Consider the following 14,873-nt stretch of genomic DNA (forward strand, 5'->3'; position numbering starts at 1 on the left):
CTTAACGTCCTTTCGGATTTAACTACGTTAAACCCCGAAGAACGGAGCATTTTAGCATACAAAACAAAATCCCCTAAACTTGAATGAGTTTAGGGGATTTCTTTCCTTAGCAGCCTTTCCTCTTGCCTTTGAAGTGGAAGCCGCTGTCGAACGATTTCCTTCCTGAGCCTTCGCCCATCACCTTGTCGCAGCATCCATCTTGCGGACGCCACAACGGATAGTGGGCACTACACTTGGAGAGGAAGTCCATCAGTTGATTTTTTAACACATCGGCATCGTTCTTTATCCACTGGCGAAGTTGTGCAAGGTCTTTGATATCTACGGCTTTGCTGTTCTCACTCTCACGGATGGTGATACCCTTGTTGACGATGGTAGCCCAATGGAAAGGCAACGCCTGATAGACGGCATAGAACGACAAGGCGGGGGCTAGGCGCACGATGAGGTCGCTGTTGTGCGCTGTGAGCGTATTTTCGGTTATCTGTGCCTTGAGCTCAGTCATCAATGCTTCGCCCAGCACAGGCTCTATATGCAGCTCTTGTGCAATGCAGATGTAAGGTACAAACTCGGTGATGTCGGTGTTTGCTGTCACGGGAGAGTGCTGCTTAAAGAGGCTCTCGGTGATAAGTGGGATTTGTATGTATTCGTTCATTTTTGTTTTTGTTTAATTGTTTTTTTACTTGTCATGCTTCCTTTTTACCCTCTTTGTCCCTTCGTCCTTAGGGGTTTGCAACCCCTAAGGCTTACTATGAGGATTTTAAATCCTTATTAGAATAACTTTCGGATTATAATTAGCAATCAACGGAGTGTAACGTAGTTAAATCCGAAAGAACGGCGAAGAACGGTAGAAATTTTATCATTATTCTCGACTTTTTATTCATATTGCGATTAAACTTATACTACTTTTGCTTGTCTTAACTATAAAGCTAAATATAAAATTAAACATTATGAAAAAGATTAAGCTCCTTCAAAGAACGCTCTTCGTTGCTTTGTTTTCGCTTATTTTAGCATCGTGTGCTACTGTGCAAACAGGTGTACAGCAGTTGGAATTGGGGATGACCAAGTCGCAAGTAATAAAGAGATTGGGTTCCGATTTTCAGCTTGTAACGTTGACTCAAACCAACGAGGGTAATCTCGAAGTATTGCGTTATACACAGTATGAGCCGGGAGCCGAAAGGATTCCAACAGACTACTATTTTTTACATTTCCTGAACGGGAAGCTGGTAGAGGTAAACAGTGACAAAGCCGGAGTTTATTATCCCGACCGTCCCAATCGACCTAATCGTCCACTCAACCCGCCAAGAAGATAAAAATTGCATCCAATATTTTTGATGTGCCAATATGCTAATAGATTCAGCTATTGGCACATTCTTATATAGCCCTATCAGAAATCTGCTCTACGATATCCAAGTCACGCAACTCGAGTTTCTTGTATCCATTGTTGATCGTAAAAATGCTGAGTGTATCCAGTATCCGTCGGCGAAGCTGATGAATAACAGTTTGGTTGTAAAGCACAAACGAGTTGATAATTTCACTGGCATTACCCGACAGGTTGCCCGAACCCGACAGTCCCGCCAAGGTAGGTGATGTAAGACGATGCGCCGAAATAATCTTTTGAAAGATAATTTCATCCACATTGTTGTACAAGTCGGCATTGTTGCTCGCCGTGTATGAAGTCACCACAGGCTTCACTTCCTGACTTTCGCCCCAAAGCACCACAATGCTGTTTGCACCGTTCGTACCCGCATAGCTGCGTTCTATATCCGTCTGGAACTGGTCTTTCTGATCTTCGCTCGGGTTGCTCGGCATGGTGATGATGGTAGAGGGCACAAAGCCGTTGTGGATAGAGTTGCGGTAGAATTTGCCGAGCAATCCGTCCGCTTCAATGTAGTTCAATGCCGAGTAGTATTGCGGTACAGGGTAATGGTCGAGGCTTGGCGCATAGTCTTTGTAATAGTACAGATACGGGACGCCCTTTTGCATCTCCTCGCTGCCGTAAGCTTTTATCGCCACAGGTGCGTACTTACCTGCCGTGCGTCGCCAGTCGTTAGACAGATAGAAGCTGAGGTTGATGCCAAAATCGTTCACCTCTCCTATCCTCACCTTACTAAAGTCGGTATGATAGAGGCTCATGCTCTTCCCATTTTCGTTAAGGATGATCTGGAAGCAATACCCGCCAAAGGAGACATAGTCTTTCGCTACTTTCTCTATCAGGTCGTCCCAGCTATCGTTTGGATTGGGCTGACCGTAATACTCTGCTCCGTCAATTCCCGATCCGCAGATATAGGTCACTTTGTTTTCTATCACCGCCTGATTGATTGCCGACTCGTTGTTGAGCTCGATAATGCGCTGTGGCAGGAGATTGTCACGATCGTAGTTTATCCAGCCTTTGTGGTTTTTGGTAAAAGTGGGATACGTGCGCACGGTATCCGACAGCTTAATTACTGTGTACGTTTTTTCTTCTTTTCTCATATCGTTTTTGATGTTATCAATTACATCAATAGATAATTATTGGAGAAAATGATGAAAAATTATTCTGTTTTGCTTTTTCCTCTGTCATCCTGACAAAAGGAAGGATATCTTCATAGAAAATATCGATAAAGATAGATGAAGTGTTATTGCAATACAAATGATAAATTTTATTAATTTTAAAACAACCTTTTTTTTTAACTATAAAAACAAATACAAAATGAAAAAACTTATTCTACTTTCTCTATTTACTATTTTAGCAGCAACAGCATTTTCTCAATCTCCAAGGTTTTTACTTGCTGAATTTACGTATGATTCATCAAATCAAAAGCCTTTAATTTTTAAGAGAACATTAAACATCGGAAGTTACGATACTATTGATTTTAACCTTCCTTTTGCCTATCATTTCGAGATAAAAGGGACAACAGTTGAATTCTCTATTTACTACGACGATGTTATGTGGTATTTTTTTAGAAAAGGAGACAAGAATTATTTTGATCTTGAAGTAAATTTATATGCAAAAACGACAAGTGGTTCATCTTCGGGGCATGGAACTTCTATTCCAACCACTCATGGTGTAGGAATAATAAGAATTATATTAATGAAATAGCATTGCTTTTACGTACTTAAATATAAGTCAGTCTCTCATTATTGGGAGGCTGACTTCGTTAAGAACGATTCTACAAGCTTAGCTCTCGCTTTTGTTCCATCCTAAGAGTAATAGAAAAGCTTCGTTACTCAGCATGACAGAGAGGATATATCGTGAATATACGTGCTTCCCTTTTTGCTTCAACCTCTCTTATTTACAAATCTTTATATTAAAAACATTGAGCTTACAACCGCCAAAGAACAGACAGGAATAATACTATAAATCATTTTATAACTTGATTTTTATCACTAAGTATTTATTAAAAAATATTAGTTAAATTTTAACAACAACACAAAATCTTTTTGTACATTTATCAACTCAGTTACTAAACATTGATATCACCTCATAAGTATTACAGGGTCTGACAAAAGACCACAAAAAGCATCTGTTCAGAATATTATCCTATATATAATATCTGATTTTATGCTCTATAGATTTGCGACAGACACATTGTTAATAAGAGTTATTTATTTTCCATAAGAATAAATAACAAATTGTTTAATTATTAAATCTTATAGTTATGAGAAAAATTTTACTATTGTTTAGTTTATCAATTTTCACGCTACTTGCCGTCGGGCAGGTGGAAACAAGGTACTTCTCTGAAGGAAATGCTTTGGATCAGATAAAAATATTAGAAAAACGAACAAAATCGAGGATCAAACATCAAATGCCAACCTTCGATGTGCAAAGGATGCTTAAAGAGGATCAGATCGTAGACGAGATGGGTGATACGCCTTATCGCTTTGGCAAAGGATTTGATGTAAACTACACACTAAAAGATGGTACTTGGAGAAGTATAGATGGAGGGAGACTGTGGTCTATGAACTTCGAATCGAAAGGAGCTATTTCTATTAATTTTGTATTTAACAACTTCTATCTTCCCGAAGGTGCAGAATTATATATAACCAACAAAAAAAACACAGTACTTTATGGCCCTGTGACTCAAAAAGATCATACAGAGAGTGGATTCTTCCTTACTGACCTCATAGAAGGAGATGATGTAACTATTTATCTGTTCGAACCTTCAGATCAGAAAGAGAATAGCAGGTTGACAATAGAAAGAGTGATACATGCCTATAGAGGAAGTACTCCACCAAAAGCAAGCAAACTAAAAGGCTATGGCGATGCCCAGCAGTCTTCGCATAATGATGTAGTTTGTTATCCGGATTGGAAGATTGAATCTGATGCTATTGCAGTAGTTCTATTAAGTAATGGTACAGAATGGTGTAGCGGAGCATTGATTAACAGTGCCTCTGAAGGCACTCCTTATTTTCTGACAGCTTTTCATTGTGTTGATAGTAATACTGATAGAGAATTGACTGCTACCGAAAAATCAAATGCCGAAAAATGGATGTTCAAATTCCATTTCACAAGAAATGCTTGCGGAGGAAGCTCTCCTACTACAGGTATTACCTGTAATGGAGCAACATTCAGATCTGCATGGGCTGCAACAGACTTTGCTTTGGTAGAAATTAAAAAAAATACGATACCATATTTTGGGCCTATGAAAGTTTCATTCTTAGGCTGGGAACGTAATGGAGCAATTTCGCCAAGAGGAACAGCAATCCATCATCCATGGGGAGATGTTATGAAGATATCTTTTGATGACCATAGTATACCGACAAATAATCAGATAATAAATATTGGACCACAAGGTTTTCCGATAAGCTCACTTTGGTCTGTTGGCTTTGATAACGGAATTGTAGAGCCAGGCTCTTCGGGATCTCCACTGTTTAATTCAAATAAAAAAGTAATAGGCCAATTGATTGGTAGTCCTAATAGCTCTTTTGTGTCGGTCTATTATGGTCGACTAGACCAATCTTGGACAGGAGGAGGTAGTGACGCCACCCGTTTGAGCAATTGGCTGGGGAGCAGTCTTATGACTACAAACACCAAATATATGCCCGAACCAAGCATATCTGATTATGGGCAAAGTATAGTTTATAGAGATGGAACAGTTAGTGTTGATTTAGTAAATTATATAGGTAGTCAGAAGATCTTTTGGAAAAACAATCAACACCTGACCTTGACCAGTGGACAAGGAACGACTAGAGCTACTTATCGTGTTTCTAGTACGGCTCTAAGTAGCGTATCTGTGGAAGTCAGTATAGCAGATCAATTAACATTACAGAAGAGTATTCCTGTACTTTACCGTTATCTGGCGGGGAGTGATACTTTCACTTATGGGGTAGTTTCACCTTTTATTCTAGCAGGAGGATCAACAACTAGGCCTACATGGACATACGACTCATCTTTATTTGATGTAACGCAAGAAATGAATCCGAATCCTTACACATGGGGGCTTTTTATGAAATCAAAATATAATGGTTCATCACCTAGAACAACAACAATCAGCGTAAGTCAAGATGGGGTTATTCTAAGCAAAGTGGTAACTCTAAAACCTGCAACCACCAAATCTCTTATCGTAGAAGATACTCCTATTTTTAAAAATGTCCGCATCTATAATATATACGGAGTAAAAGTATATGAAGAAAAAAACACAGTGAACTTCAATATAGAAAACACAAACCTGAACAGGGGTATATATTTCTTCGAAAGTACAGATAACGAAGGCAATATAGTTCGAGAAAAAGTAATGAAGAATAAATAGTATAAGCTAAATACGTGAATAATAAGAAATGCGAGTTTTTTTAAACTCGCATTTCTTATTTAACCTTCTGAGATATAATAATCACCTGTGCCCTTTCGGTGTCGTCCTCAAAAAAAGTTTATCTTTCTACAACTCTCCCTCTATAAAACACATTCCAGTTATCCTTTCCATACCCGTCTTCCGAGTATTCGAACGATGAAGCCGAAGCCTCTTTTACTACCATCCCCTGATAGAATACTTTCCAGTTATCTTTGCCATAGCCGCCACCCAGATATTTAAATGAACTAGCAGAGGCATCTTCGATCTTTTGGTCTCGAAAGTAAACACTGAAATTATCTTTCGAATAACCGCCGCCTATAGACTGCAAGTTTTGATTTGCAACAGCTTTACCTCTAAAAAAACTCTTCCAGTTATCCTTACCGTAGCCACTTTCCGAATATTCGAACGATGAGGCCGAAGCCTCTTCAACTGCCATCCCCTTATAGAATACCTTCCAGTTATCTTTGCCGTAGCCACCGCCCAGATATTTAAAAGAGCTGGCGGAGGCATCCCTTAACTTCTCGCCTCGAAAATAAACAGCGAAATCATCTTTCGAATAATCACCGCCTATAGACTGCAGATTTTGATTTGCAACAGCTTTACCTCCAACGAAAGTCTTCCAGCTATCCTTACCGTAGCCACTTTCCGAATATTCAAACGATGAGGCCGAAGCCTCTTCAACTACTATCCCCCGATAGAATACTTTCCAGTTATCTTTGCCATAGCCGCCACCCAGATATTTAAATGAGCTGGCAGAGGCACCCCTTAACTTTTCGCCTCGAAAATAAACAGAGAAATCATCTTTTGAATAACCGCCGCCCAATGACGTTATCTTTCTTTGGCAAGAAATCTTCACTTTGGCAGATTCTTGTGAATGATGCTCTATAGCCGACAAGTCAGCAGAATGAGTATATAAAAGTGTCAATATAAGTAATGCAATCAACTTTTTCATAGTATTTACATTTATAGTTTTATTCTTGTTAGAATATAAATCTTGGAGAAGGTTTAATTGTCTCAAACGAAAACTACTGCGTCGCAGAGGATTTGTAATCCCTCACTTCGTTAAAGGGGATTTGCAATCCCCTACTCCCTTTTCCTCTGTCATCCTTCGAACATATCACCAAATATACAAAGAATCGCCCTATTCATCATCTTCCCACAAAATTATCTATTACTATACAAACAACTAAAAAACGTATGGTAACAGTAGAATTAAACAACGTAAAACTAGAGATCCCCGAAAACTGGAGCGACATCAAGCTATCACGCTACGAAAAACTTTACATGCAAAAGCCCGAGACTAAGCTCGATCTGGTGCATTTTGTTGCCGATGTGTGCAATATCGATGCGAATGTACTGCTGGAATCGCCCGCGCAGGTGTTTAATGCCCTTGCCGAGATTGTAGACTTTGTATTTGACAGCGAACTGCCCCCTGCTAACGCAGTAAAAGTGGGAGACACGGAATATTTCGTATCCTTTGCCGACAAACTTACCCTCGGCGAATGGGTCGATGCCGAAAATGTGATCGGTAGCGACAGCGAGTGCAAACTCTCCGAACTGCTGGCTATCCTTTGCCGCCCTATCGGTGAAAAGTACAACCCTGACTTGCTGGGCGAACGTACCGAAATGTTCAAAAACCTGACATGCGACAAGGCACTTCCGCTGATCAGTTTTTTTTTATCCAAAAAGAGAGAATACGAAGCGATTTTGAACCACTATTCGACGGTAATGGCTCAAGCCGCCCGGTTTCTAAAGGATACAAAGACTTTTGCAATAAATGGGGGTGGTATAAAACGATTGCCGATTTGGCAGAGGATAAGATACACCTATTTGATACGATCACTCGAAAAACAGTTGGCGAAGTGTTCGGATTTCTCCTCTACAAAATAGACAAGTCGCACGCCGAAGAAGACCAGTATAAGTTTGAGAGACAGATGAAGAGGTGACCCTCACCTCTTTTCATCATTTTCTAAGAAAATTATCTATTAATAAACACATCCTAAATTTTTAGAAATGATAGAAAGTATAATCAACATTTTCAGGCAGCAAGCCCGTGAACATAAGCTTATCAAAGCCTTCTACTATGGGCGTAATTACGAGCTGGGCAGCGGCAAAGAGGCCTATCCTCTCTTCTGGCTCGAAGACCCTTTGCGGGGCAATAACCGAAACAATACATTCTCCAACTCGGTGAGCTTTTCAATTCTTTTTCTCCCGCAAAGTGAAGAGTCGGTAAGCCACTTGCAAAACCTTGCCTTCTCTACCGGGCTGAATATCATAGAGCGTATCAAGCGGGACCGCGACACACTGGGCATCTCCATCACTCCCGATTGGGATTATATGACACTCAGCGATTACTACGACGACAATGCAGCAGGTTGTCGTTTTTCGGTCAACTTTACACAGGCAAACATGCAAAACCTATGCCTCATCGATCAGCAGTTTGATGCAAGCAAGGAGTTCGAAAAAGGTCAAACCTTAAAGAGCTTCGACTTATCGCCTGCGAGCAATTGCGAAGTGTTTGTGAATAAGTTTCCCGATTTTGATCTGAAAATAAAGAAGTAATAAATCTAAAGCAATGACTCCCGCAGTAAAAAAAGTAATAGATCAGATAACGAACGAAATAGCCATTCTTGCTGGCGATATTTTCAAAGACGACAAAATCAGCAGAAACCCCAAGGTGAATAAAAACACACTGCGAGAGAAAGCGAAAGACGTAAACGTATCGTGGCGAGCGGCAAAAGGAAATATCGTAATCGAAGCCTATTTCGACAATTATATCACCTTTCTCGAAAAAGGCAGAGCACCCCGCAAAGGTAAGTTTCCGCCATTGGATGAGCTGCGAGACTGGGCATTATCGCGAAACATCCCGAGTGACAACAGCACCCTTTTTCTCATCGCACGTGCTATCTGGCGAGACGGACACGAAGGGCGCCCCATACTGGCAACATTGGAAGAAAGGATAGATAGTAAGTTTGAAACCGAATGGTACGACCAACTTTTTGAAGCAACGATCGACGAATTGAATAAATATTTCAACTGACGGATAGATAAGTAATCAGCAATAGTTATTCAGGTATTTTGTAGGGGTAACCCTTGTGGTTACCCTCAATTGGACGGGCAGGGACAAGCCCCGCACCTACAGACAGAAATCTACCGTCCTTTCGGATTTGCAATCCGAAAGTAATTCTTGTTAGGATTTTAAATCCTAATAGTAAAGCTTAGGGGTTGCAAACCCCTAAGGACGGAGACTTAGGACGGACAAATACACATCAACATTTTCATACAACTAAAACAACATCACAATATGGGATACTTTATTAACGGCTCTGACATAGCCAAAGCAACGATAAAACCCGCAAAGGTTTCTCTGGCGGGTAACCCCAATTATATACAGTTCGAAGCCAATGTTGCCGCAAAAGGCAAGCCGGTAGAGATACAACTCAAGCTCACAGGGTGTGGCTATGTCTTTATCAGACCCGATGTGCAGGGCATAAAGATATACGAGAATATATCATCATTTAGCATCATTGAAGCCGAATCGGGCATAGAGCATAAGTTTGAGGGCACATCCGACCCGGATAAACTAAACGAGCCCGGAGCCTTCTATCTGGGCAAGTACAATGAATACTCGGGACCTGCCTGGCAATACGAATACCACAACACGGCACTGGCTCTGAAAGAAGGTTTGGAGAAAAATGAGTTCTTCAAGAATTTCAAAATCTCCATATCGCCGGATGACAATAAAACAATAAATATCGTATCCAACGGTAGCGGAAAAGAGTATGTCTTTTCGTTTGTTTTTCGAAAAAACAGCAATGGCAGAGACCGAACTTTTTTCGGTGTCGCAGGCAATCCCGCAGAGACTTATCCCGCAGGCACAGACACGATCGCTATCGGTTATGACAACGTGGGAATACACCTCGATATGTACAAAGACACAGGCATATTCCTTGGCGAAGACGACACCCCCTCGGACAGCAATATGGGCATAAAGGCAATAACCCTTACCAAAGCATATTCATATACCCCGCTGTGGTTCAACACGAACATACTGGAAAACAACACGATACCCACAACATTTCTGAAGGAAAAGGACTGGGTTGACACGGGAACGATCAAAGATTTTCGGTTTACAGCAAAACGTGTGATCACCGACAAAACCGTTTCTCATACCACGCCTTTTTACCATTCGTCTGTACTCTACTCCATCGACGGATACAACCGCACGTTGGAGAAAAACGACCTTTCGGATTATGTTTTCGACACAAAAGAAAGGTCTAAAAACCCCGAAGCCATAAAGAGGGTAAAGCCGTTGACCAACCAGCCTCAGCTCTTTCATGTAAAGGGGCAAACACAGTATTTCAATTTCATACTGTCCGATGCCGAGCATAGCAAAAACATTGGTGATGAGTATCGGTTTGGCATCTGTTATGAGCTGTTGTCGCAATCGGGGCAAATGATAGCAAAAGAGACTAAGCACCTGAAAGCCCGCAAGGATTTTTTTATGGTAAATACCATCAAGCTTGATATCGACAGCCTACTCCTCCAATACCCCAACACAGGTCTTGTTCGTGCATATCTGATATATTCGGGCTACGAGTCGCAAGCCGTACAGATAAGTCACGAGCTCACGTTCGACATACTACCCGAATGCCTATATAAGATTAAGGATTTTGCATTCCTCAACCGACTGGGCGGATGGAGCAGTTTCAACTTTTCGGGAACAGAGCATACCGATTTTAAGGCTGAGGCTAATACAATATTCAAAACGCAGACTCCTCATTTTACAACGAGTAGCGAGATCGAATCGGTATATAGCAAAACCGTTACCGAGCAGTTCACCGTGCAAACAATGCCCCTCCGCAGGGATGTATGCAACTGGCTCAAGGAAATGAGTGCGTCACGCATGGTTTACGAGCTGGCTACACAGCGGTACATCATCGTAGATGAAATGAATATAAAGCCAAATTCGAAGGACGAACTTTACAGGGTGGAGATGAAATACCATTATTCTGATTCGTATAACTAGCGAATAAGCACCGTTCTTTCGGATTTAACACCGTCCCACAGTCCTTTCGGATTTGTAATCCGAAAGTAGTTCTTATCAGGATTTCAAATCCTTATAATAAGGCTTAGGAGTTACAAACTCCTAAGGACGGCAGACGGAGGGGGGATAGACACAAAAGGCGAAAAGAAAAAAGAGAGAAAACAACAGAAAATATACAATGAACACAACAACCGTATTTGACAAAAATCTGAAAGCTTACAATTACCCTTACAGGTACATTGTAAACAAAGGTTCTACACGTTCGTCGAAGACATACAGCTTGTTGCAATTACTATTCTTTATTGCCGAATATTCGGATAAGCCGAGGGTAATATCCATTGTATCGGAGTCGATGCCGCACCTCAAAAAAGGTTGTATCCGAGACTTTAAAGAAATCCTGCAAAAGGAGAATAAATGGAATGCCCGACAGTGGAACGCAACGGACAAGATTTACAGGATAAACAACTGCATTATCGAATTTTTCTCGGCAGACAACCCATCGAAAGTACATGGCCCGAGCCGGAATATTTTGTATATCAACGAGTGCATAAATATAGAATATGAAGTGTTCAGACAATTGGCTATCCGTACCACCGATACGATATTTTTGGACTGCAACCCCTGCTTTGAGTTCTGGATCGACCAGAAAGTACTGCTAAACGACGATGCCATACTGATTCATTCCACATACAAAGACAACGAGTATCTGACCGAGGCACAGGTGAAAGAAATAGAATCGAATCGAAGTGACAAAAACTGGTGGCAGGTGTATGGCGAAGGGCTTACAGGTTCGCTCAAAGGGTCTATTATGACCAATTGGGAGGTAGTGAAAGAGATACCCCATACCTACAAAAACCGCTGGATAGGCATAGACTTCGGGTTCACCAACGACCCTACGGCGATAGTAGACATACGTCTGTCGGAAGGCGAGCTGTGGATAGACGAATTGCTATACGACAAAGGGTACGACAATATGATGATATCCAACACCCTGCGATCTTACGGCATAGCGCAAGACATCCCTATCGTAGCCGATAGTGCAGAACCGAAGAGTATCAGCGAGATAAGGTCGCAAGGATGGAGAGTAGAACCTGCACAGAAAGGCAAGGACAGCATCGTTACAGGTATCTCGATACTCAACCGTTACCGCAAGCGCATCACGCAGCGAAGCACGAATATCATCAATGAGTACCGCAACTATCGCTGGCAGACCGACATCAACGGCGAGGCTACAAACCGCCCCATCGACCGCTACAACCACTCGATAGATGCGCAACGGTATGTCTGCCTCAACAAGCTGATGGAACGTGGTTCGGAGTTGAGCTATTCGATAATAAAGGGAAGGAGATAGATATGAATAAACGAATTGTTGCTTTTGTTATCCCGACAGCCGGGAAGCATAACAAATACTAAACAGTCACTTAATTTACAAATCAATACAAATCATGAGCATAGAACTATACATCAAAAACCGCCTTTGCGACATCAACACTCCCGAGAGCCTCGGCATACGGCTAAAACGCCAATTTATCAATCCTGCCGAGTTGAGCGTGAAAGACGCACAGATGTCTTACGAGATAACGCTGCCTGCCACACCCAACAACAACGAGATTTTCAGCCATGTGAATGTGGAGGAGGTACAGGGTAAATTTCGCATCTATGAAGACGCTCGCCTGTATGTGGATGGTATCCTTATACTCGATGGTAAATTCCGCCTGAGCGAGATCACGCAAAACAGTTACAAAGGCAATCTGGGAGTGCCCGCTCCCCTCACCGCAAAGGATATTTTTGGCGAAACGATGATGAATCAGGCAGGAAAATGGCTTATTCCATTTACAGGGGTAGACGATATTACACGATATAATACAGGGGGACACGACAAATCGGTATATGGAGAAATATCGCCTTGTATATTTCCGTTGGTGCTGTATGGGTTGTTGCCGAAAGACACTAATAATAAAAACATTACAGATGAGTTTAAAGTTACTTTAGATGATTCGGTATTATTGGATGTAAAAGATATTCCTCCTTCTGTTAATTGTATTCACATGTTAAAGCAAATATTTAAGAATGCCGACTATACTCTTACCGGAGATGCCCTAAACGATGAAAGGATAAATAACCTGTATGTCAGTTACAAGAATCCGGAAGAATTCAGAATGGTATGGAGTGCTTCCAGAATGAGAATCAAGGGCACTTGGGGAAACTATATGGAAGAAAATATCAACAAAAAGGAAACACAATACGACACTTTAGAGAAAGCGGGTACAAATCTTATGTCGATCAACACTGATTTGTTTTATTCACAAAACATAAAAGTAAGTGAAAGGGAAGATCCGGGCGATAATATAAGTGTGGAAGACAGCAGAGTAGCAAAAGTTGTAAAAATGGTTGTTCCAGAGGATGGGCTTTACAAACTTGATTTTGACGTTAATCTAGCTATAAAATCTGCCTCGCTCTCTACTGATAGAGGTCCACAGATTATTCCGGGAACTTTTGGTAGCCCCATGTATGAGGTAAAAGTTTTAAGATATACTGAGGGAACATTTCTGCCGAAACAACATTTCGATAATTCCTTTTACCAGAATAATCTTAATCAAAAGGAGGGACAAAGCGGAAATATATATCCGAAGCCTCACGAGGTGACATTTATAGATCCGAAACAAAACCTGAATATGATATGCGGTTTTTCATGGGGTGGAGAGTCTTCCTCATACTCAACTTACAAAAACCCTACAGTGACAGATGGTTTACAGCACAACCCAATGGCAATAAGCGGTGGGGAATCGTGGAGTTATGGCTTTGAAGATGGCATAGATAGTCGATTCTATTCCGCTGTAAAAAGTACAGGTTATATCTATGAAGATGGAACAGAAGCATCCCTATTTAAAGTAGAACTGGAGAATGCACCTGCAACAAAAACAGCACGAAGTACCGGCACTGCAACCGGACATATATCTCAGATAGTCTGGCTGAATGCAGGAGAACGCATCGCCCTAGTATCCACATCCACTTACGAAAAGTCTAACAGGGGCTGGAACAATCATAGTATTGAATTTGATCTCTCACTTACCCCATTCAGTCCATACAGAAGTTGGCTTACTGTAGATAAGAATGGCTCTAGTAAACCCGGTATCCCAATGAATTGGAATGACCCGGCTTCTTTTGACGAAGGAAATTTAAATTTGACCAATTTCTTACCTAACGGAATAAAAATTAATGATTGGATAGACAACTTCTGCAAAGCTTATAACCTCAAGCTTACTCATAAAGGGGATATTAATTTTGAACTAAGAATAAAAGGCAACGAAATTGTTCAGTCTCTGGATAACATAATAGATATCGATAGATATGCAAATATCCGACAACATCGAAACGAATCGCTAAAACTGCCTTATATGTATGAATTGGGATTTACAATTGATACAAACGAAGAAGGTTATTACCGAACAATGAAAAATAAAATAGATGAAAACACCGGCAGGGAAACGGATGAAAAACTCACCAATTCGGGGAATAGTGGTGGTGGACAATATTATACAGGCAGTAATGAAACAAATAAAATAACACAAACATCGACATTCTCTTACAACTGGTACAGGAGGTTACTTGATAGTAAGGGCGAATTCGTCATAGAAGTACCTATTATTTCCGAATATGAAGCATGGGATGGGGATTATTCAGAAATGTTAAAGAAAAGATATTATGATAAAGCCCAACGTTTTTGGTATAAGTCAGGAATATTTAATATTGAAACCATAAAGAACAGGAATGTACAGGTTGCCCTTGTTTCTAACGAATATAATGATACATATAAAATGATATTGGATTATGAAAACAAAACCGATTCGATTATGAAAAATTTCTTCTTCCTGCTTGACAACAGCAACGATTACACAATAATTGATTGCATACTTAGTGCGGAAGAATATAAGAATTTAAATAAATCGCTTATCCGATTCAACGGAGACCTTTATAATGTAGCTGAAATAGATGGTTATGACCCTTTAGGTAAGAATCAGGCAACACTAAAACTCATTCGCAAAATAAAATAATACAGA

12 protein-coding genes are annotated in these 14,873 nt (G+C 40.8%); 9 read left to right on the forward strand and 3 right to left on the reverse strand.

All coding sequences use genetic code 11. The features are described from left to right. Positions 1-106: 106 nt before the first annotated feature. On the reverse strand, positions 107-649 hold the full coding sequence (locus PKC55_RS05830) for a DUF6712 family protein (protein ID WP_291128026.1): 543 nt from the start codon (positions 647-649) through the stop codon (positions 107-109). A gap of 295 nt (positions 650-944) precedes the next feature. Here PKC55_RS05830 and PKC55_RS05835 point away from each other — a divergent pair, with 295 nt between their 5' ends. After that, on the forward strand, positions 945-1,307 hold the full coding sequence (locus PKC55_RS05835) for a hypothetical protein (RefSeq protein ID WP_291128023.1): 363 nt from the start codon (positions 945-947) through the stop codon (positions 1,305-1,307). Positions 1,308-1,368: 61 nt separating this feature from the next. Here PKC55_RS05835 and PKC55_RS05840 read toward each other — a convergent pair whose 3' ends face one another. Next, positions 1,369-2,421: a phage portal protein gene (locus tag PKC55_RS05840; RefSeq protein ID WP_291128020.1), complete on the reverse strand. Its 1,053-nt coding sequence runs from the start codon at positions 2,419-2,421 to the stop codon at positions 1,369-1,371. Positions 2,422-2,686: 265 nt separating this feature from the next. Between PKC55_RS05840 and PKC55_RS05845 the strand changes: the two genes are divergently transcribed. Both PKC55_RS05845 and PKC55_RS05850 read left to right on the forward strand, forming a co-directional pair. Next, positions 2,687-3,076 carry a hypothetical protein gene (locus PKC55_RS05845; protein ID WP_291029058.1) on the forward strand — a complete coding sequence of 130 codons (390 nt, stop codon included), beginning with the start codon at positions 2,687-2,689 and terminating at the stop codon, positions 3,074-3,076. Positions 3,077-3,635: 559 nt separating this feature from the next. Then, positions 3,636-5,726 (forward strand): T9SS type A sorting domain-containing protein, encoded by a 2,091-nt coding sequence (locus tag PKC55_RS05850; RefSeq protein ID WP_291128017.1) that lies wholly within the window; start codon positions 3,636-3,638, stop codon positions 5,724-5,726. A gap of 118 nt (positions 5,727-5,844) precedes the next feature. Here the strand turns inward: PKC55_RS05850 and PKC55_RS05855 are convergent, their stop codons facing one another. Then, positions 5,845-6,717: a DKNYY domain-containing protein gene (locus tag PKC55_RS05855; RefSeq protein ID WP_291128014.1), complete on the reverse strand. Its 873-nt coding sequence runs from the start codon at positions 6,715-6,717 to the stop codon at positions 5,845-5,847. Positions 6,718-7,142: 425 nt separating this feature from the next. Here PKC55_RS05855 and PKC55_RS05860 point away from each other — a divergent pair, with 425 nt between their 5' ends. From PKC55_RS05860 to PKC55_RS05885, 6 genes are all read left to right on the forward strand, one after another. Further along, positions 7,143-7,655 (forward strand): hypothetical protein, encoded by a 513-nt coding sequence (locus PKC55_RS05860; protein ID WP_324372261.1) that lies wholly within the window; start codon positions 7,143-7,145, stop codon positions 7,653-7,655. A 123-nt stretch (positions 7,656-7,778) separates the two neighbouring features. Continuing rightward, positions 7,779-8,327 (forward strand): hypothetical protein, encoded by a 549-nt coding sequence (locus PKC55_RS05865; RefSeq protein WP_291124906.1) that lies wholly within the window; start codon positions 7,779-7,781, stop codon positions 8,325-8,327. Positions 8,328-8,340: 13 nt separating this feature from the next. Further along, on the forward strand, positions 8,341-8,805 hold the full coding sequence (locus tag PKC55_RS05870) for a hypothetical protein (RefSeq protein ID WP_291124904.1): 465 nt from the start codon (positions 8,341-8,343) through the stop codon (positions 8,803-8,805). Between the two features lie 264 nt (positions 8,806-9,069). Beyond that, positions 9,070-10,794 carry a hypothetical protein gene (locus PKC55_RS05875; RefSeq protein WP_324372264.1) on the forward strand — a complete coding sequence of 575 codons (1,725 nt, stop codon included), beginning with the start codon at positions 9,070-9,072 and terminating at the stop codon, positions 10,792-10,794. 196 nt (positions 10,795-10,990) lie between these two features. Beyond that, positions 10,991-12,163 carry a PBSX family phage terminase large subunit gene (locus PKC55_RS05880; protein ID WP_324372266.1) on the forward strand — a complete coding sequence of 391 codons (1,173 nt, stop codon included), beginning with the start codon at positions 10,991-10,993 and terminating at the stop codon, positions 12,161-12,163. A 94-nt stretch (positions 12,164-12,257) separates the two neighbouring features. Next, positions 12,258-14,867 (forward strand): hypothetical protein, encoded by a 2,610-nt coding sequence (locus PKC55_RS05885; RefSeq protein ID WP_291126987.1) that lies wholly within the window; start codon positions 12,258-12,260, stop codon positions 14,865-14,867. The last annotated feature ends 6 nt before the right edge of the window (positions 14,868-14,873 follow it).

It is taken from the genome of Dysgonomonas sp., assembly GCF_035323175.1.
Taxonomy (GTDB): domain Bacteria; phylum Bacteroidota; class Bacteroidia; order Bacteroidales; family Dysgonomonadaceae; genus Dysgonomonas.

Excerpts from the sequence above, each read along its gene's own strand:
- PKC55_RS05830 (WP_291128026.1), bottom strand. The coding sequence starts at position 649 with ATGAACGAATACATACAAATCCCACTTATCACCGAGAGCCTCTTTAAG.
- PKC55_RS05865 (WP_291124906.1), top strand. The coding sequence starts at position 7,779 with ATGATAGAAAGTATAATCAACATTTTCAGGCAGCAAGCCCGTGAACAT.
- PKC55_RS05880 (WP_324372266.1), top strand. The coding sequence starts at position 10,991 with ATGAACACAACAACCGTATTTGACAAAAATCTGAAAGCTTACAATTAC.
- PKC55_RS05845 (WP_291029058.1), top strand. The coding sequence starts at position 2,687 with ATGAAAAAACTTATTCTACTTTCTCTATTTACTATTTTAGCAGCAACA.
- PKC55_RS05855 (WP_291128014.1), bottom strand. The coding sequence starts at position 6,717 with ATGAAAAAGTTGATTGCATTACTTATATTGACACTTTTATATACTCAT.
- PKC55_RS05835 (WP_291128023.1), top strand. The coding sequence starts at position 945 with ATGAAAAAGATTAAGCTCCTTCAAAGAACGCTCTTCGTTGCTTTGTTT.
- PKC55_RS05850 (WP_291128017.1), top strand. The coding sequence starts at position 3,636 with ATGAGAAAAATTTTACTATTGTTTAGTTTATCAATTTTCACGCTACTT.
- PKC55_RS05870 (WP_291124904.1), top strand. The coding sequence starts at position 8,341 with ATGACTCCCGCAGTAAAAAAAGTAATAGATCAGATAACGAACGAAATA.
- PKC55_RS05885 (WP_291126987.1), top strand. The coding sequence starts at position 12,258 with ATGAGCATAGAACTATACATCAAAAACCGCCTTTGCGACATCAACACT.
- PKC55_RS05875 (WP_324372264.1), top strand. The coding sequence starts at position 9,070 with ATGGGATACTTTATTAACGGCTCTGACATAGCCAAAGCAACGATAAAA.